This is a genomic window from Christiangramia sp. (genome assembly GCF_029937855.1).
Lineage (GTDB): Bacteria > Bacteroidota > Bacteroidia > Flavobacteriales > Flavobacteriaceae > Christiangramia.
Map to the genome: position 1 here is coordinate 1 of NZ_JAPYPC010000003.1, position 20,440 is coordinate 20,440.

Consider the following 20,440-nt stretch of genomic DNA (forward strand, 5'->3'; position numbering starts at 1 on the left):
ACCCCTGTTACCAGGATGAAAACCTGGCGTCCTAACCCCTAGACGAACGGACCATTTTTGTTTCAAATGCGGATGCAAAAATACAACTATTTTTCAATGCCGCAAATGTTCCACAAAAATTTTTAATTTTTTTAATAGGCCTTGGCAAATAACACTCTTCCAACAGAAGGATTACCAGTAAGCACACATTCTCCAGCCTCATCTTCCCTATTAAAAGGAACACATCTAATAGTGGCTTTTGTTAGATCTTTAATTTTATTTTCAGTTTCAGGTGTTCCATCCCAGTGTGCCGAAATAAAGCCTCCTTTCTCCTTCAATACTTTTTTGAATTCGTCAAAGGTATCTACCTCTGTAATATGCTCGTCCCTATAATCTTTTGCCTTATTAAAAAGACTCTGCTGGATTTCAGTCATAAGCGCCTCAATTTTTGCTACAACTTCACTCCTATTCACAAATTCTTTGGTAAGGGTATCTCTTCTGGCAAGCTCAACCGTTCCTTTTTCAAGATCTTTAGGCCCAATCGCCAATCTCAAAGGGACTCCCTGTAATTCATATTGAGCAAATTTCCATCCGGGTTTTTGATTGTCATTATCATCAAATTTCACCGAAACCCCCACAGCCCTAAGCTCTTTAACCAACTCATTGGCCACTATAGATATTTGTTCTAACTGCTCTTCACTCCTATATATAGGTACAATCACCACCTGGATAGGAGCCAGATTTGGAGGGAGCACGAGGCCGTTATCATCGCTATGTGTCATGATGAGCGCCCCCATCAGCCGGGTAGAAACTCCCCAGGAAGTAGCCCAAACATGTTCCAAACCTCCTTCTTTTGTAGCATATTTTACATCAAAGGCTTTGGCAAAGTTTTGTCCCAAAAAATGTGAGGTTCCTGCCTGTAGCGCTTTTCCGTCCTGCATCAAAGCTTCTATACAATAGGTTTCAAGAGCACCTGCGAAACGTTCGTTTTCGGTTTTGCTTCCCTTAATCACCGGCATAGCCATAAAACTCTCGGCAAATTCAGCGTAAATATTATTCATCAATTCAGTTTCCTGAAGTGCTTCTTCTTTTGTAGCATGAGCTGTATGCCCTTCCTGCCATAGGAATTCTGCCGTTCTTAAAAACAGTCTCGTCCTCATTTCCCATCGAACCACATTTGCCCACTGGTTTACTTTTATAGGCAAATCCCTATACGACTGAATCCAGTTTTTATAAGTGCTCCAAATAATAGCTTCTGAAGTTGGTCTAACCACCAATTCTTCTTCCAATTTTGCTTCAGGATCAACCATCAACTTTCCAGCGTTATCGGGATCGTTCTTTAGTCGATAATGTGTTACTACAGCACATTCCTTAGCAAAGCCCTCTGCATTCTTTTCTTCCGCTTCAAAAAGACTTTTAGGAACGAAAAGAGGAAAATAAGCGTTTTGATGCCCAGTTTCCTTGAACATTCTATCCAGCTCCGCCTGCATTTTTTCCCATATTGCGTAACCGTAAGGTTTAATTACCATACAACCGCGAACTGCAGAATTTTCGGCTAAATCGGCTTTCACAACCAATTCATTATACCATTTTGAATAATCCTCTGTTCTCTTCGTTAGATTCTTTCCCATCTCCTTTTATTTGGCATAAAACTTGTGTAATTTTAGGTGTATATTACTAACCGTTCGGGCAAAACTAACTATTTTTAAGATGCCCAACAATAAAAAGAATTACCAATGGAACTTTATTATACATTAAAAAATAAAATACGCCTATTGCTTGCGCCGCTAGCTGCATTGGCGCTGGTTTCCTGTGGTTCCTACCAATATTCCGGATACGAAGCAGATGGCATTTATGGAGAATCCAGGCCTGGTATCTGGGAGCAGCCAGAACAGAGGACTACAGAGGTTAAACCTAATAATGAAAATAATTATTATAAAAACCTTTTCGCACAGCAATCTGAAATGGTTGGTGAAGTGCTGGAAAGCGATGTTTTTACAGATGTAGACAGTTATAGCTCTAATGATGGTTACGAGAATTATTCTGAAGTTGGTGGAGATGTAGCTTATGTTGGAGGAAATGCACCATGGGGCGAAGATCCCGATACCTACACAGTGAATATATATAATAATGGATTTGGCGGACTCTATGGTGGCCTTTACAGACCCTGGAGATTTGGTTATGGCTACGGCTATCCTTACGGAGGCTTTTATGATCCATTTTGGGATCCATTCTGGCCTGGAAACTGGGGTGGATTTGGACCATTTGCTTATGGCAGACCCGGATGGAATATAGGATTTGGATATGGTCTTGGCTTCGGTTACGGTTTCGGATATGGTGGATTTTACAATCCTTACAACCCATATTTCTACAATCACAACTATTATAATAATCATTATAACAATAGGGTGGCATATAATAATGGCAGGAGAAACGCCAGGACCTCTTATTCAGAAGGTCCAAGCAGAAGAAGTTCTTATTCTGAAAGGATCAGGGAAATAAGAAATTCCAGATCTTCAGAATATGGAACTTCCAGGGTTCGAAGCAATACAGGAAATTCTGACGCTAGAGTATATACAAGAACCAGTAGAAGATCTGAGCCTACAAGAAGTTATGATTATGATAGAAATAGAAGTAGCTCGCCTGTTTATCAACGTTCTTCAAGAAGCAGCAATAGCACCTATCGCTCTTCCCCTTCCAGAAGAAGTTCTGGTACATCCAGATCTGGTTCTGTAAGAAGCTCAAGTAGCTCCAGCAGAAGTTCAGGTTCAACTTCAAGAAGCTCCGGAGGATCTTCCAGAGGTGGCCGCGGCGGAGGTCGATAATAAATAGACTAAGTACGAATTAACCTTACAGGTAAAATCTGTAAGGTTTTTTTATAAAAATTAAAATACTATGAAAAGGAATTTAGCCCTCATAGCTTTTATAGTTTTCATTTCAACTCTAAAAGCTCAAACTATACAGGATGCATATAGATATTCTTCCTCTGAACTTTCAGGAACCGCAAGATTTGTAGGAATGAGCGGTGCATTTGGCGCCCTGGGAGGTGATATTTCTGCAATAAGAATAAATCCTGCTTCTTCAGCGGTCTTTTTATCCAGCAGCGCTACGGCGAGTTTATCTTATAAAAATCTGGAAAACTCATACTTATACAATAATGGTCGTAGCAATAGCGATAACAGTGAGGTAGATCTAAACAATATTGGAGGTGTTTTTGTATTTACCACCAGTAGTGATAGCAACTGGAAAAAAATATCACTTGGGCTAAATTATTCTACAGAAAAAAATTTCCAGGAAAATTATGTGGTTCGCGGAAATTCAACCAATTCCATAGATCAGTACTTTCTGAATTATGCCAATGGAGTGCCATTGGATCTACTCCAATTACAGGGATCAGAAAATATTTCTGACCTATATTCCTTCCTTGGTGAAAATTATGGTTTTGGTGTACAACAGGCATTCTTGGGGTACCAGGGCTTTGTAATTGAAGCACAAGCCGACAATCCTGATAATACCGAATATTTTTCCCTGGTTGATGAAGGCAATTTTGACCAGCGCTACGCTTATGCCTCCACAGGATTAAACGGAAAGTTAACTTTCAACGTGGGGACTCAATTCAAAGATTTTCTGTATCTGGGATTAAATCTAAACTCTCACTTTATAAATTACGAGAACTCTTCCGAATTAAGTGAATTCAATAATAACCCTGAAAGCTTAACTACTGAAGTCTATTTTGGAAATTCTTTGAGTACCAATGGCGATGGTTTCTCTTTTCAATTGGGTGGAATTGCAAAAGTGAATGATAATATTAGGCTGGGTCTTACTTACGATTCCCCAAGCTGGTTTAGTATACGGGAGGAAACCACCCAATATTTAGAATCTAACACTCCCATGGATGAATTTGTAAGTGTATCTCCACAAATAATTAATATTTATCCTGAATATCGTCTTCAATTACCTTCTAAAATATCTGCCAGTGCTGCTTATTTATTCGGAAAAACAGGTTTATTAAGCTTTGATTATGGCAGAAAGGATTACTCCAACATTAAATTTAAACCGGAAAATGATATAGAATTTCAGGATCTTAATAGCAGTATTTCAGATAGCATGAAAGCTGCTTCTACCTATAAGGTTGGTGGGGAATATAGAATCGAAAATTTCAGCTTAAGAGCGGGATATAAATTTGAAGAAAGTCCTTTCACAAATGAAAATCGTGTAGGTGATCTAACAGGTTATAGCGGAGGAGTTGGTTATTCTTTTGGAAGTATTAATCTGGACCTTGCATACAGCAATGCCAGTTATGAGCAGGCCACACCTATCTATAATGTAGGTTTAACCGATCCCATAAATATAGACAGAGATCTTTCAAAGGTGGTTTTGTCACTAACTTTTGGATTATAGAATAAATATTAAAAAAAATCACTCATGTCCGGGTAAAGAAACTAGACCGCTTCGCTTTTAGATATAAGAAATTAGACTTGAGCTTAACTAATTGATAGACAGGGCACTTTCGAAATTATATTTTGTAAAGGATTCCCCCATTCAAAAATTTGCAAAAGCAGGATATGGACAATAGTAAAAAGCTATACACTGCTGTAAATACTGGGTTCAGGTTCATTCTTTAAATTTTTTACCGGACAACACTGAAAAAAAATAAAGGAACTGTCTAAAAAGCCCTTATTTCGTCAAGCTGTCCCGAAAGCTTTCGGAATTGATTCAGCTTCTAACGGATTTTGATTTTCAATTAGTTAAGATTCTGAAATAAATTACCATCGACATATTTCTGAAACACCTAATTATAAAGTTAGATACTTAACTTTAAGAGCCTCCATTTTCCCCGGCCTATTGAAAATTTATCGTAAAATTTTGAAGTGTAAGCACCGTAAGATTTTAGGCTGTTTGAGCTATACATATTTTCTATAAAAACAATCTCAATGGCGAGTTCCTAAAATTTAGATGCTGAACGATAAATTTAGACAGAGTTTCGTAAGCCTAGATTTTTTTGGTTCTTTTTTTCATCAATGGAAAAAATGAACAGGTATCTTAATGAAATATCTCAATTTCCTACGTTAGGTAATTTTTTAACATGGGTCTCAGGATGACGTTTTCTCGACTTTTTAGATAACCTCTTTTTTATCTTATCAAAGTAAAGTTAGCCATATATTCCCTATGGCCACCGGTATTTTCATCTATAAATTCTACTTTAAACCAGTAATCATCGGCAGGTAGAGGTTTACCATTATAGGTTCCATCCCAACCAATTTGCTGATTAGGATTCAATTGCTTTATCAGTTTGCCATAGCGGTCAAAAATATATAAGGTTTTAATACTAATATTATCATCTGTGATAAGCCTCCAGGAATCATTAAATCCATCTGAATTCGGTGTAAAAAAACGTGGATAACCGACCAGAAAAAAACTTTCACTGGTAGTTTCCCCGCAACCGTTTATCTCCCGCACGGTCACTATATGACTACCAGGAGGAACGTCTGAAAATATATTACTTTCCTGCCAGTTACCATTATCCAGACGGTATTCAAATGCTGCAAACGATTCTCCAATAATATTTTCAGGAGTAGCCGTAACCACATAACCATCTCCAAAATCTGAACCTGATATAGATACAGATACTAATTGCGGACGGGAAACTTTTACAGGATTTGTAGTAAACATCAGTTGACAACCAGATTCAGGATGGGAAATTTCCAACCTGATCTCGGAGGAGACGGGAAAAGAATCTAAAGTAAGAATCGCTGAGGTAGTTAGTAGATTATTTCCATCATACCATTCATATACATATCCTTCACCCAGATCTGTCCCTAAGTTTACTGTTTTTATTACATTACCTGAAGGAGCTACACAGAAAATGAGATTTTCAGGAAGTTGATATTCAGGAAAATCAAAAGAGGTCAGTTCAAAAGAGGTGATCTGGGAAAGACATTCGCTTGTGTTATCTCTAACCTGAGCATATATAATTTTTCCTTCTTCAAAGAGAAAGGACTGTGGGGAAGCTATGGGTTGTGAATTTTCAATATCTTCTGTGGATTCATAATATAAAACCTCATAATTGGAAGCATTGGCATTGGGAGCTATTAAATCTGGAGAAGTATTGGTCAAATCTATGGAAGTATCCTCTGTACAGGCCGCAAGCCGACTAACTTCACCTATTAAAGGTTCATCATAAAAGGTCACGGTAACATCATCCTGTTCGGTTTTACCCTCAACCTCATCTGTAACCACCAACCTATAATCCCCAGATTCTGTAACTGTATAAGTAGGTCCCGTTTCATTAGGGATCAGCTCATATTGGGCAGTGTTCTCATTAAATACAAACCATTGGTAAGTTGCAGCCTCATCTGTAGTTCCGTCCAGCACATATTCATCTTCATCACATACTGAAATAAAATCACCTAAAGCCAGGTCTAATATGGAGCAGTCTGTTGAGCCCTGACCGCTATTCGTTTGTTCCAGGCTTATAAAACCAGGCACCTGTTCAAAATTGGTGATTACCACTACATAAATATCATTGGCCTGCGCATTTGGTATAGACATAAACTCTATGGCATCTGGCAGATAACTGCAGTCCACAATATTACCGGCATTCAGAGAAGTGTTGGAACAATAATCATCACCACGATCAAAAGGTCCCCATACTACAAAATCCACATCTAAAGCGGTGCCGGAATTATTCTCATTTTCATACTGAGAAATACGAAATCGAAGATCTCCTGAATCTTCCACTTGTAGAAAAAACCAGGCCGGGTATGGCTGTTCGTCAAGACATCCATAATCTGGCCCTAACTCACCGCTCACCTGGTTACTATTTTGAAAATTCGAATTCGGAAAGGTAAGACGTTCTTCACCAGCACAAAATGGTTCAATATCTGCGCACCTCGTTCCCTGAGCGTTTATTGAGTTCATCAAAAAAAGCCCTAATAAAACAGGTAACAAGGATTTTAAAATGATTTTCATCTTCAACCGCATCTTAACCCTTGCAAAATATGAAATAATGACTAAATGACTCGCTAAGTCTTATCTAATTTTGAATACGGCTAAAACCTTATAAATATGTATCTTTGCAAGCCAATACGGTTTTTACCGACTATTATTGCAAAAAGCATGAAAGTAGATAAAATATTGAATGAAATTGAAGAAATGGGCGATGCCCATGTAGCGAGTAGCGCAAACACGCCTTTAAGAGAGGACGCCTTTGAATTAAGTGACGAAGAAAAGATTAATCTTATAAAGAAAGATGTAAAAAATATTCTTGACACCCTAGGCCTGGACCTTGAAGACGATAGTCTCAAAGGCACGCCCCAAAGAGTGGCGAAAATGTTCGTAAATGAGATTTTTTCCGGACTTCACCCTAAGAGAAAACCGAAAGCTTCCACTTTCGAAAATAAATATAAATATGGCGAAATGCTGGTAGAAAAAAACATCACTGTTTATTCTACCTGCGAGCACCACCTTCTTCCTATTGTAGGAAAAGCCCATGTGGCTTATATTTCTAACGGTACTGTGGTAGGTTTATCCAAAATGAACAGGATTGTTGATTATTTTGCGAAAAGACCTCAGGTGCAGGAGCGCATGACTATGCAAATAGTTCATGAACTTCAGAATGTTCTGGGCACACCAGATGTTGCCTGCGTGGTAGATGCCAAACACCTTTGTGTGAATAGCCGTGGAATTCGTGACATAGAAAGCAGCACGGTTACCAGCGAATTTGGAGGTGCATTTAAAAAGAAAGAAGTTCGAAGAGAATTTCTGGATTATATTAAATTAGACACATCGTTCTAATAATTCAAAACATTTTAATTACATGGCGCTTTACCAGGAACAAAGCCTGAAACTTTACAATTCGATGAGTGGTGAAAAGGAAATTTTCACCCCCATAAATGAAGGAAATGTAGGCATGTATGTTTGTGGGCCTACGGTATACAGTAATGTACATCTGGGCAACTGCCGTACATTTATATCTTTTGACCTTATTTTTAGATATCTAAAACATCTTGGGTACAAAGTACGCTATGTAAGAAACATTACTGATGCCGGCCACCTTGAAAATGACGCCGACAGCGGTGAAGATAGAATATCCAAGAAGGCACGACTTGAACAAATTGAACCGATGGAAGTGGTTCAGAAATATACCGTTGATTTTCATAATATTCTGAATAAATTCAACAATTTCCCGCCCAGCATAGAACCAACTGCGACAGGACATATTGTAGAACAGATTGAAATTATTAAAACCATTCTTAAGAATGGGTTCGCCTATGAGGCCAATGGATCGGTTTATTTTGACGTAATTAAATTCAACAAAGAACATTCCTATGGAAGGTTGAGCGGAAGGGCGATTGAAGATATGATCGCTAATACGCGGGAGCTTGCTGCGCAGAGTGATAAAAGAAATCCGCAGGATTTTGCTTTATGGAAAAAAGCAGAACCGCAACATATCATGAGGTGGCCATCGCCATGGAGTGATGGCTTCCCTGGCTGGCATTTGGAATGTACTGTAATGAGCACCAAATATCTCGGGGAAGAATTTGATATTCATGGTGGTGGAATGGACCTTAAATTCCCACATCATGAATGTGAAATTGCCCAGGGGGAGGCCGCGACCGGAAAATCACCGGTAAATTACTGGCTCCATGCCAATATGCTGACCCTTAATGGCAAGAAAATGGCGAAAAGTACCGGGAATTTTATTCTTCCGGAGCAAATTTTTTCCGGAAATAATGATGTGCTTACCAAAGCCTTTTCACCTAATGTGGTTCGGTTTTTTATACTTCAGGCACATTACAGAAGTATTCTTGATTTTTCAAGTGAAGCACTTTTAGGAAGCGAAAAAGGTTTCAACCGACTTATGGAAGCCTATCGTTCTATTGATGATTTACCAACTTCAGATAAGACGGATTTTGATCTTGCCAACTGGAAGCAATCCTGTTATGATGCCATGAACGACGACTTTAACAGCCCTATTCTCATCGCCAAACTATTTGATGCCGTAAAGCTAATTAATGGGGTTAAAGATGGTTCTACCCATATCACTCAGGAAGACAGAGGAGTATTTAAAACTGCACTGAGCGCTTTTATGTTTGATATCCTGGGTCTGGTTGATGCTTCTTCAGAAAATGAAAATGACACCGATAAACTTTCTGGAACTATTGAGCTTTTAATCAATTTAAGGGCAGAAGCCAGAACTAATAAGAATTTCGCTTTAAGTGATCAGATAAGGGATCAGTTACTGGAATTAGGAATTCAATTAAAAGACGGTAAAGAAGGCACTTCTTTTTCGATTAAATAATCTTTTCATGCTAAACCGATCTTTAGGGCACATATTGACCGCTTTAGTTCAGTTCTACAAGAAATTTATTTCCCCACTCACCCCTGCAACGTGCAGATATGAACCATCATGTTCTACTTATATGCTAAAGGCAATTGAAATCCATGGAGGGTTTAAAGGTTTCTGGCTGGGTATAAAAAGAATAGCAAAATGCAATCCCTGGGGCGGTTGCGGATATGACCCGGTTCCGGCAAAATCAAGCGACAAAACAAGCTAAAGAAATCGCAAATATGTATATTTACGGCTTATCAAATATAATTCTATGCTAATTAATGCCATTCACTGGAATCCGTCAGAAGGACTGGATCTGGGAATTCTTACCCTTCACTATTATAGTGTAATGTTTATTATCGCCTTTACCCTAGGCTGGTATATCATGAAAAGCATCTATATACGGGAGGGAATTGCTATAGAAAAATTAGATTCCTTATTTATATATACGGTTCTTGCTACTTTAATTGGAGCAAGATTAGGACATGTTATCTTTTACGACTGGGAATACTTCCAGAATCATTTACTGGAAATATTTCTACCTGTGAGATTTGAACCTGAATTTGAATTCACCGGTTTCAGAGGCTTAGCAAGCCATGGTGCGGCTATAGGAATTATTGTAGCTATGTACCTCTACGCCAAAAGAGTCATTCAGAAACCGGTTCTTTGGATTTTGGACAGAATTGTAATCCCTGTTGCCAGTGGGGCAATTTTCGTAAGGATCGGGAATTTTATCAATTCAGAAATTATAGGAAAGCCAACCAATTCAGATTACGGAGTGGTCTTTGAAAAACTGGGAGAAGATTTTGCAAGGCATCCGGCCCAGTTATACGAATCTGCTTGTTATCTGGCGATTTTCCTCATCTTATGGTTTCTATACTGGAAAACAGAGAAACGCTTTAAAACCGGCTATATTTTTGGTTTATTCCTTGTTTTATTATGGACAGTTAGATTCTTTATAGAATTTATCAAAGAACCACAGGTAGGCGAACGCGCCAACTGGTTATTGAATACCGGGCAGTGGCTTAGTATCCCTTTTGTAATTGCCGGACTCTATTTTATGTACCGCCCTAAGACACAAAAAACAGCGGTATGAAAAGGAGAATTTTAAACCTGGCTGCACTATCGCTTTTTCTAAGCATATCTTTTACTTCCTGTAATGACAAAGATTCAAAAGAGGAAAGTATAGAGACAGATCCCATTACTTTCACAAAAGAAGGGGAACTTTATTTAATCAAGGCTGAATCTGGCGACACGATTAAAAAGCTGGATATCGAACTTGCAGAAAGCGATTATGAGCATCAAACCGGTTTAATGTATCGTGAAAGTATGGAAGACGATCAGGGTATGTTATTTATCTATGAATCTGAAAGAGTGCGAAGCTTCTATATGAAGAACACGTATATCCCGCTGGATATTATTTATTATGCGGCAGATAGTAGTCTTGTTAGTATTCAGAAGAATGCAACTCCGAGAGATGAAACCTCTTTAGCTTCTGAAGGCCCGGCACAATATATTCTTGAAATCAATGCAGGATTATCTGACGAATGGGGATTGGAGAAAGAAGATACGTTCAGTTTTACCAGGACAGATCAATAATAAAATCCCACATTTCACCTTCTGCAAACCTACAACAGGCTACTTCATCGGAAGCTTATAATTAGGTGCACATGCACTATAGATCATTCTATTAGTGAAAGATTATCAGTAGCCAATTCCCTGCTCTGATTGTCTGCCATTCCATATCACTTCTGCAGAAAACAATCTCACCAAGCGCAGTCTAAATGCTTTTAACTATGCTTGGACTACGCTCAGCATGACAAGAGCAATTTTAAATTTCAAATCGAACCAGTATAAAAATTTATAACAAAAAAAAGGCTCCCCGTTATGGGAAGCCTTTTGTATATAATTATTTTCTATTGAGATTATGCAGTAGTAGCAGCCTCTTCAGTTTTCGGCTTTTCTTTCTTCTGAAGAGAAGACTTTTTCTTTACGCTATCAAACATTACAGGAGTTGCAATGAATAATGAGGAATAGGTTCCCACGATCACACCCACAATAAGAGCAAACATAAATCCTCTGATACTTTCCCCTCCAAAAATAAAGATCGCAAGTAGTACTACCAAAGTAGTAAGCGAGGTGTTTAATGTTCTGCTCAATGTACTGCTTAAGGCAGCGTTTACTGTCTTATCAAGTGGCCAGGAGGCATGTTCATTCACAAATTCCCTAATACGGTCAAATACAACCACCGTATCGTTCAGGGAATAACCAATTACGGTAAGGATTGCGGCAATAAATGCCTGGTCTATCTCCATATTAAATGGCATTACTTTATAAAGTAACGAGAAGATACCTAAAACCACAAGGACATCATGGAATACTGCAGCTACCGCTCCCAAACTAAATTGCCATTTACGGAAACGTAGTAAGATATAAAGGAAAACTACGATCAAGGATCCTAAAACTGCCCAGAAAGAGGCATTTTTAATATCATCTGCAATGGTAGCACCTACTTTCATAGATTGCATTACCCCAACCTGCTTATCATCTGCCCCATCTATAAATTCTTCATAAGTGATCTCTGCTGGTAGATAAGATCCAAGGGATTCGTAAAGCGATCTTTGAATTTCTTCATCAACCTCAGCTCCTTCTTCATTTACCTTATATTTGGTAGTAATTTTCAACTGGTTGTCTGGCCCAAAAGTTTTTGCTTCCGCACTTCCAAATGTAGCCACAAGGTCATTTTGAACTTCTGTAGGATTCACATCTTCAGCAAACCTCACTGTATAGGTTCTACCTCCAACAAAATCAACACCCTCATTAAGCCCCTGAACCATTAGGGATCCAATACTAATTACTATAAATAACCCTGAAACGATATATGCAACTTTTCTTTTCTTAAGAAAGTCGATATTCAAATTCGTAAACAAGTTTTTGGTAAGGGAAGTAGTAAAATCTAAAGATTTTCCTTTGGTTCCATATCCATCAATAAATAACCTGGTAATAAAAACTGCAGTAAATAAAGAGGTAGCGATACCAATTAATAAAGTAGTTGCAAAACCTTTAATAGGCCCTGTTCCAAGAAGGAAAAGAATCAAACCTGTTAGACCTGTTGTAATATTCGCATCAAGGATCGAAGACAATGCATTGTTAAAACCATCTTTAATAGCATCTTTCTGCACCTTACCTTTAGCAAGTTCTTCTTTGATCCTTTCAAAAATAAGCACATTCGCATCTACAGACATACCGATGGTTAATACTATACCGGCAATACCAGGCAATGTAAGTACCGCTCCAAGACCCGCAAGAATACCAAAAATAAACAGGATGTTTACTGCAAGCGCGATATCTGCAAAAATTCCCGCCTTACCATAATAAAGGATCATCCAGATAAGCACAAGGATCAAAGCAATCACAAATGACATAACACCGCTATCTATAGCTTCCTGACCCAGAGACGGACCAACAACTTCACTTTGGATAATATCTGCTGAAGCAGGAAGTTTACCTGCTCTTAAAACATTTGCTAAATCCTGCCCTTCAGTAATTGAAAAATCACCTGAAATTTCACTTCTTCCACCAGAGATAGCTCCGGTTGAAACACCCGGTGCAGAATACACAATATCATCTAAAACAATGGCGATCTGGCTCTGCTCATTAGAAGCCTTCCCCGTCATATCTTCCCAAATCTTGGCTCCCGTACCATCCATTTGCATGCTTACGGCAATACGCCCTAACTGATCGTATGTTTGCTGAGCATCAGTAATCACACTACCACTCAATGGTGGCTCCATGTTACGGTTACCTTTCAATGCATATAATCCGGTTGTTTGTGTTTCTTCATCTGGCACTCCCCAAACGAATTTTGCATACCTCATTTCTGAAGGCAGCAAAGATCTTATTTGAGGATTTTGAAGATAATCCATCACTTTGGCAGTATCCTGAACTTGAAAAGTTGCCAATACCGGTCCTCCCTGGAATCCTGGAGAAACTATAAGATCAAAAAGTGGGTTGTTACCGGTTTCAACATCGGTACTGTCTTCAGCATCTGCTAAAAGTTCATCAATTTCGCTATCTCCTGAAGTAGCCGTAGTATCAGTCTCTTCTTCCGAAGTAGTATCCTGGGAACGCTTCATTTCAGCTAACTTATTATTAGCCTGAACAAGGAAGTTACCTATTTCATTATTTTTATAAACATGCCAGAACTCTAACTGCGCAGTACTTTGAAGTAAATTTTTAACCCTGCTTATATCTTTAGCACCCGGTAATTCAACAAGTATTCTTCCTGAATTTCCAAGACGCTGAATATTTGGCTGGGTTACCCCAAATTTATCGATACGTTTCCTTAAAACTTCAAAAGCTGAAGTAATAGACTCATCAATCTTTCTCCTGATGACTGGCTCTACTTCTTCGTTACTCATATTGAAGTTCACCTCATCACTTAAAGTCTTGTTGGCAAAAATATCCGGGGAAGCTAACTTGGCATTTGGAATATTATTAAAAGCCTCAAAGAAAAGGTCTACGTAATTTTCCTGACTATCTGTTTGAGCTTCATCAGCCTCAGCAAGTGCTTTTCTAAAAGCAGGATCCCTGGAATCGTTCGCCAGTCCGCTTAAGATATCCCTAACCGAAATTTGAAGAATCACATTGATCCCTCCTTTTAGGTCAAGACCTTTGTTAAGCTCTTTGTCCTTGGCATTATTGTAAGTAATTCCTGCAATAACTTCTTTATTACCGATAGAATCTAAATACCTGGCTTCTGCCTGGTCCCTTAGTTCTGAGTAATTCTCTACAGTTTCATCAACTTCCTGCACGGCAAACTCCTCAGCATCAGCCTCAACATTATTTGTTATAAATGTAAAAGACAGCTGGTAAAGGCATACCAGCCCAAACAAAATTGCAAAAACTTTAATCAGTCCTTTATTCTGCATTATTCCTCAAATTATTGATTATAGGTCTATTTTAAAAACGGACAAATATAGGACTTCATAATTCAAATCCCAATATTTTTTTTTGGATAATTTTAACTTTTAAATCTACTAAAAAAGCCACAAAAACTGTGGCTTTTAGAAGTATCTAAATAGATTTTTGCTAAAAAATTACACGTCAAGCAATCCGTTGGTTTTCTTCACACCTTCAGCACTTTCCTTCATTTTTGCTTTTTCAGCATCATCTAATTGTATTTCCACAATTTTCTCCAAACCGTCTTTTCCAAGGATCGCTGGCACTCCAATACATAAATCAGAAAGCCCATATTCCCCATCCAGTAGAGCTGAACATGGGAACATTTTCTTCTGATCACAAGCAATGGCCTGAACCAAGCCAGACACAGCCGCTCCCGGAGCATACCATGCACTCGTTCCTAATAATTTGGTAAGAGTAGCTCCTCCTACTTTGGTATCTTCAGAAACCTGATTCAATCTGTCTTCAGAAAGAAAAGCAGTTACTGGAACAGAGTTTCTTGTAGCAAGTCTTGTAAGCGGTACCATCCCGGTATCACTATGACCGCCAATCACCATTCCGTCAACATCTGAAGGAGGACATTCCAATGCCTCACTTAATCTATATTTAAAACGAGCGCTGTCTAAAGCACCTCCCATTCCTATAATTTTATTTTTAGGAAGTCCCGTAGTTTTATGTACAAGATATGTCATCGTATCCATTGGGTTACTCACCACAATAAGCGTAACATCTGGAGAATGTTTAATAAGATTTGCTGAAACTTCTTTCACGATCCCGGCATTGATCCCTATCAATTCTTCCCTGGTCATACCCGGCTTACGTGGAATACCGCTGGTGATCACAGCAATATCAGAATTTGCCGTTTTAGAATAATCGTTAGTACTTCCTGTAATTTTCGTATCGAAGCCATTTAGAGTTGCTGTTTGCATAAGGTCCATTGCTTTACCTTCAGCATAACCTTCTTTAATATCAAGCAATACAACTTCTGAAGCAAAATTTTTGATGGCAACATATTCGGCACAGCTGGCACCCACGGCACCTGCTCCTACTATGGTAACTTTCATGTTAAAATATTATTTAATTTCTATTAATAATGACTGCGAAATTACGAATAATGAAGCAGTAATAATAATAAGGAATGGTTAAATCACAGAAGACCTACAAGAGGAAATGTAAGCCGAGGTTTAAATTCACAAATTTACCGGCCGTTGCCATCGTGGAAATTTTAAACCTGTCGAAATATAGGTTAAAACCTATATCCCCTTTAAACTGAGCTTCTTTGTCATTTAAAGTAGCTAATTCTGAATTCACCAAACCAAGACCTAAGCCATTACCACCAAATTCATATTCAAAATCTGATTGAGCAACCCCAAGTGCCCCAAAAATTTCAAAATTCTCATATCTTTTAGAAGCCATTATTTCTGCCATCCAAATTCCAGCACTAACATCAATAAGATTTAAGTTCACAAGATTGGGCACACTAACTTGCTCGAACTCATATTTTACATCAAAGATATCATAAGCTAAAATTGCGGCCAACTGTAAATCTTCCTCTTTATTAAACCTAAAAAACTGACTAAAATTATATTTAAGCCCTACTCCATAGGTGCTAAACTTAGAACCATCGACATCTAGCTCTGGCAGGGCTCTTACTCCCACTTGGAAACCGTAAGGTAATCCTACGGATACCTGTGCAAAAGGATAGAAAAGAGCTCCTTTATCTATACCTTCAATAGCCTGGAAGCTAAAATCATTACCCATAAAGCTCCCATTGAACATTACCTCTGAATCACTACCAAACGCAGTTGGAATCAAAGCTCCGCGATCTCCACCATTGATTGTTAGATTCGCAAAATCATTGTCATTTACAGTAAATTCTTTTTTACTCGAGGGCACAAAAAGGGCATTTGCATGTAAAGAAACATCAACCTTCCATGGCTCGAGAGCCCTGGCAGAAGTAAACCAGCTGGCAGTTCCTTGATAAGCAACACTTTCAGAAGCTGGACTGGCAAAACCGTCGGCAATAAAGAGCAAATCATTAATTATATCCTGACCTTCCTGAGGAACTGATTGTGCATAAGATTTTCCTCCGATAATTAGCAGAAGGAGTAAAAAGATTTTTCGAAAATTTTTCACGGCAATTTGGATTTAGGTTTTTTAAAAATATAAAAATATAGGTTTCCTTTTAAGTAAAACGTAAAAAACCCACACTTATTAGCAAGGTGTGGGTCTTTATAAATTTATTCTATTACTGCTTACGCATCAATATTCGCATACTTAGCATTCTTTTCTATGAACTCCCTTCTTGGTGGCACCTCATCTCCCATCAACATCGAGAAAATTCTGTCAGCTTCTCCTCCATTATCGATGTTCACCTGTCTTAGGATTCTAAATTCAGGATCCATTGTTGTATCCCAAAGCTGTTCAGCATTCATTTCCCCAAGACCCTTATAACGTTGGATTTGAACTCCGCCGCTATAACTCTCTGCAATTTCATCACGCTCTTTCTCGTTCCATGCATAACGCTTCTTTTGCCCTTTCTTTACAAGATAAAGAGGAGGCGTAGCGATATAAATATGTCCGTTCTCGATCAATTCTTTCATATAACGGAAGAAGAATGTAAGGATTAAAGTTTCAATATGGCTACCATCTACATCGGCATCACACATGATCACTATCTTATGATACCTAAGTTTAGAAAGGTTCAATGCCTTGCTATCTTCTTCGGTACCAATAGTAACACCCAGGGCAGTATAAATATTCTTGATCTCTTCATTATCAAAAACCCGGTGAGACATCGCTTTTTCAACGTTCAGAATTTTACCCCTTAATGGTAAAATAGCCTGAAATTTACGATCCCTACCCTGTTTGGCAGTTCCTCCTGCCGAGTCACCCTCAACAAGAAATACTTCACATTGTTCCGGATCCTGTTCAGAGCAGTCAGATAATTTCCCAGGTAAACCACCCACACTCATGGCAGTTTTACGCTGAACCATTTCACGGGCTTTTTTCGCGGCATTTCTAGCCTGCGCAGCAAGTATCACTTTTTGAACGATGGTTTTGGCATCATTCGGATTCTCTTCCAAATAGTTCTCAAGCATTTCTGAAACCGCCTGAGATACCGCTGAAGTCACCTCACGGTTACCAAGTTTGGTTTTGGTCTGACCTTCAAATTGAGGTTCAGCAACTTTTACCGAAATAATGGCAGTTAAGCCTTCGCGGAAGTCATCCCCGGTAATTTCAAACTTCACTTTATCAAGCAAACCTGAAGCATCGGCATATTTTTTAAGGGTTGTGGTTAAACCCCTTCTGAAACCAGAAAGATGTGTACCACCTTCATGGGTATTGATATTATTCACATAAGAATGAAGGTTCTCGTTGAACGAAGTGTTGTAGATCATAGCTACCTCCACAGGAATATCATTCTTTTCCCCTTCCATAGAGATCACATCCCCAATGATAGGCTCACGGTTACCGTCTAAAAATCGTATAAACTCCTTTAGTCCTTCTTCAGAATGGAAGTCGTCATGAACAAATTCACCATTATCTTCCTTATTTCTCTTATCAGTTAAACTAATTCTAATCCCTTTGTTTAGATAAGCAAGCTCACGCATACGACTGGCCAGCGTATCATAATTATATTCCAACGTTTGCTGAAAAATAGAAGGATCAGGCTTAAAAGTTACTATAGTACCACTTAAATTGGTCTCACCTGTAGGTTTTACTGGATAGAGCGGTTTCCCCAGCTCATATTCTTGCTGCCAGATCTGACCATCGCGATATACAGTTGCGGTTAAATGCTCTGAAAGTGCGTTTACACAACTTACACCTACACCATGAAGACCCCCTGAAACTTTATAAGAATCTTTATCAAATTTACCTCCAGCCCCAATTTTGGTCATTACGACCTGAAGTGCGGAAACTCCTTCTTTTTTATGAAGATCTATAGGAATCCCCCTACCATTATCCTCGGTAGTAATAGAATTATCTTCATTAATGGTTACTTTTATATTATCACAGTGTCCGGCAAGGGCTTCATCTATAGAGTTATCAACAACTTCATACACCAAATGATGCAGACCCCTAACCCCGGTATCACCTATATACATGGAAGGCCTCATTCGTACATGCTCCATGCCCTCCAGTGCCTGAATACTGTCGGCGGAATAATTATGTTTCTTAGCTTCTTCGCTCATATAATATGCTAATTAATTTTGTCTCTTTTGGATAACGAACAAATATAACAATTCGCATATTTTTAACAGGTTGAAGCAAGCTTATAAGACCTTAAGTTATCAACAAATTATGTGGAAAAACCCGAAGCCTTTAAGATTTCTTTCAGGTTTCGGGTCTTAGAATTATTAGGCAATCAAATTTAAACTTTTACAAGCTCTTTTTTCATTCCTGGAGCCACATGGGTTTCATTAGCCCGCCCACTTGGATCAAGGTCTTTTTGCCATTTCGGGATCCATCTTTTTACCGTCTTTGCAGCAGATTCCTGAGGGAAATGCTTACTAAATAATTCACGATAGAAATAAGCTTCTTTCGTAGCAGGTGTGTTAATTGGATATTTTTTGGCTGCTGTTTCCATTTGCGCATCGCTAACCTGTCTTGAAGCATATTCTATAAGCTCATCTATCCAGTTGTACCCAACTCCATCGCTGAATTGTTCTTTTTGTCGCCATAAAACCTCCTCTGGCAAAAATGGTTTTTCTGGAGTATCAAAGGCTTTTCTTAAAATATACTTTTCGACCCCAGCATATGTAGCCGGCATTTTTTCTTCAGGAACGATTTCCATAGCTGTTTTTAGAAAATCTTTATCTAAAAAAGGAACCCTTGCTTCCAAACCATGAGCCATGGTAGATTTATCAGCCCTTAAACAATCGGCAGTAGCTAATCTTTGCACCCTTCTAATGGTTTCTTTCTGAAATTCTACTGCTGAAGGGGCATTTTTGAAGTATAGATATCCTCCTAAGATCTCATCAGAACCTTCTCCAGAAAGCACTACTTTGATCCCTTTTTCAGCAATTGCTTTAGAAAGAAAATACATTGGCGTGCTGGCTCTTATGGAAGTGACATCATAGGTTTCCAGATGCCACACCAACTGACTCAAGATCTCAATTCCGTCTTCTACAGTAAAATGTATCTCATGATGCTCAGTACCTAAAAATTCGGCAACTTTTCTCGCTGCGACTAGATCTGGAGCATCAGCGTCCAGACCAATGGAGAAAGAATGTAATTTTTGACCAGTACCTTCTATTAAACGTGCAGCGATAGACGAAGTTAAAGAAGAATCAAGCCCCCCGCTTAACAAAACCCCCAAAGGAACATCTGCCATTAATCTTTTTCGGGTAGCTTCAATCAGGCTTTCCCTTAATTTAGTAAGATCTGCAGGTTGAATTGCTTTTTTAGATTCAAACCAATCCGGCTTATAATATCTTACAAATCCTGTTTCCGGAGTATAGTAATGCCCAGGAGGAAAGGCAGAGAATTCCACACAATGATCTGCCAAAGCTTTCATTTCGCTGGCGAACCACATTGCTCCAGACTCATCTGTTCCGTAATATAAAGGCTTCACTCCTATAGGATCTCTGCCTACGATAAAATCGTCTCCATCTATAATTACAAATGAAAAAACCCCATCCAGTTTATCCACAAAATCATATCCATATTTTTCATACATGTGTACGATCACTTCTGAATCCCCTGTAGTACGGAAGCTATGATCCTTCAACTCATTATTTCGTAAAGCCATGTGGTTATAGATTTCACCATTATGAATCATCCAGGCTGAACCTGAACCCTGAATTGGCTGAATCCCGGTTGTTAGATCTACAATAGAAAGGCGTTCATGAGATAACACATATCCTTTCTCTGTAATTTTCAATCCGTTTTCATCGGGCCCTCTATGGGACATTCTTTTTGAAAGGCTGCTAATTTTTGCCGCTTCAACGTCTTTTCCGATAACTGCTAAAATTCCACACATGACTTATATTATTTATAATTACAATACAAATATTAGTTTAAACTTACTTTTAGCAAACAGTTGATATCATTTCAGTAATATATAACAACTAAAAATTTTACTTTTGATGCTAATTTCAATTTAAAATTGTTGTATTCTGTAATTTTCTTTCATCTGTATAGTTTTAAAATTTTAACATC

At 38.5% G+C, this 20,440-nt stretch carries 14 protein-coding genes; 7 read left to right on the forward strand and 7 right to left on the reverse strand.

Going from position 1 to position 20,440, the window contains the following annotated elements:
• Positions 1-131: 131 nt before the first annotated feature.
• Positions 132-1,610, reverse strand: a complete 1,479-nt coding sequence (gene proS, locus Q1K34_RS02235; RefSeq protein ID WP_300434046.1) for a proline--tRNA ligase — start codon at positions 1,608-1,610, stop codon at positions 132-134.
• A 105-nt stretch (positions 1,611-1,715) separates the two neighbouring features.
• Between proS and Q1K34_RS02240 the strand changes: the two genes are divergently transcribed.
• Both Q1K34_RS02240 and Q1K34_RS02245 read left to right on the forward strand, forming a co-directional pair.
• Positions 1,716-2,804, forward strand: a complete 1,089-nt coding sequence (locus Q1K34_RS02240; RefSeq protein ID WP_300434047.1) for a hypothetical protein — start codon at positions 1,716-1,718, stop codon at positions 2,802-2,804.
• Between the two features lie 70 nt (positions 2,805-2,874).
• Complete coding sequence (locus tag Q1K34_RS02245) at positions 2,875-4,380, forward strand: OmpP1/FadL family transporter (protein WP_300434048.1); 1,506 nt, start codon at positions 2,875-2,877, stop codon at positions 4,378-4,380.
• Positions 4,381-5,112: 732 nt separating this feature from the next.
• Here the strand turns inward: Q1K34_RS02245 and Q1K34_RS02250 are convergent.
• A complete protein-coding gene (locus Q1K34_RS02250) occupies positions 5,113-6,951 on the reverse strand; it encodes a T9SS type B sorting domain-containing protein (RefSeq protein ID WP_300434049.1) in 1,839 nt (612 codons plus the stop codon).
• Positions 6,952-7,098: 147 nt separating this feature from the next.
• Here Q1K34_RS02250 and folE point away from each other — a divergent pair, with 147 nt between their 5' ends.
• Genes folE through Q1K34_RS02275 form a run of 5 tightly spaced genes read left to right on the forward strand, consistent with a single transcriptional unit; the run spans position 7,099 to position 10,912 of the window.
• Positions 7,099-7,776, forward strand: coding sequence for a GTP cyclohydrolase I FolE (gene folE, locus Q1K34_RS02255; RefSeq protein WP_300434050.1), 678 nt, complete (start codon positions 7,099-7,101; stop codon positions 7,774-7,776).
• A 22-nt stretch (positions 7,777-7,798) separates the two neighbouring features.
• A complete protein-coding gene (gene cysS / locus Q1K34_RS02260) occupies positions 7,799-9,283 on the forward strand; it encodes a cysteine--tRNA ligase (RefSeq protein WP_300434051.1) in 1,485 nt (494 codons plus the stop codon).
• Positions 9,284-9,290: 7 nt separating this feature from the next.
• A complete protein-coding gene (gene yidD / locus Q1K34_RS02265; RefSeq protein WP_300434052.1) occupies positions 9,291-9,539 on the forward strand; it encodes a membrane protein insertion efficiency factor YidD in 249 nt (82 codons plus the stop codon).
• Positions 9,540-9,584: 45 nt separating this feature from the next.
• Positions 9,585-10,409, forward strand: a complete 825-nt coding sequence (lgt, locus tag Q1K34_RS02270) for a prolipoprotein diacylglyceryl transferase (protein WP_300434053.1) — start codon at positions 9,585-9,587, stop codon at positions 10,407-10,409.
• Complete coding sequence (locus Q1K34_RS02275) at positions 10,406-10,912, forward strand: DUF192 domain-containing protein (RefSeq protein WP_300434054.1); 507 nt, start codon at positions 10,406-10,408, stop codon at positions 10,910-10,912. Before lgt ends, Q1K34_RS02275 begins: the two co-directional genes overlap by 4 nt.
• A 326-nt stretch (positions 10,913-11,238) precedes the next feature.
• Here Q1K34_RS02275 and secDF read toward each other — a convergent pair whose 3' ends face one another.
• From secDF to asnB, 5 genes are all read right to left on the reverse strand, one after another.
• Positions 11,239-14,244, reverse strand: coding sequence for a protein translocase subunit SecDF (gene secDF / locus Q1K34_RS02280; RefSeq protein ID WP_300434055.1), 3,006 nt, complete (start codon positions 14,242-14,244; stop codon positions 11,239-11,241).
• Positions 14,245-14,412: 168 nt separating this feature from the next.
• A complete protein-coding gene (locus Q1K34_RS02285; protein WP_300434056.1) occupies positions 14,413-15,339 on the reverse strand; it encodes a malate dehydrogenase in 927 nt (308 codons plus the stop codon).
• 94 nt (positions 15,340-15,433) lie between these two features.
• Positions 15,434-16,411 (reverse strand): DUF6588 family protein, encoded by a 978-nt coding sequence (locus Q1K34_RS02290; RefSeq protein ID WP_300434057.1) that lies wholly within the window; start codon positions 16,409-16,411, stop codon positions 15,434-15,436.
• 119 nt (positions 16,412-16,530) lie between these two features.
• Positions 16,531-18,471: a DNA topoisomerase (ATP-hydrolyzing) subunit B gene (gyrB, locus tag Q1K34_RS02295; protein ID WP_300434058.1), complete on the reverse strand. Its 1,941-nt coding sequence runs from the start codon at positions 18,469-18,471 to the stop codon at positions 16,531-16,533.
• A 179-nt stretch (positions 18,472-18,650) separates the two neighbouring features.
• Positions 18,651-20,261, reverse strand: coding sequence for an asparagine synthase B (asnB, locus tag Q1K34_RS02300; protein ID WP_300434059.1), 1,611 nt, complete (start codon positions 20,259-20,261; stop codon positions 18,651-18,653).
• Positions 20,262-20,440: the final 179 nt, after the last annotated feature.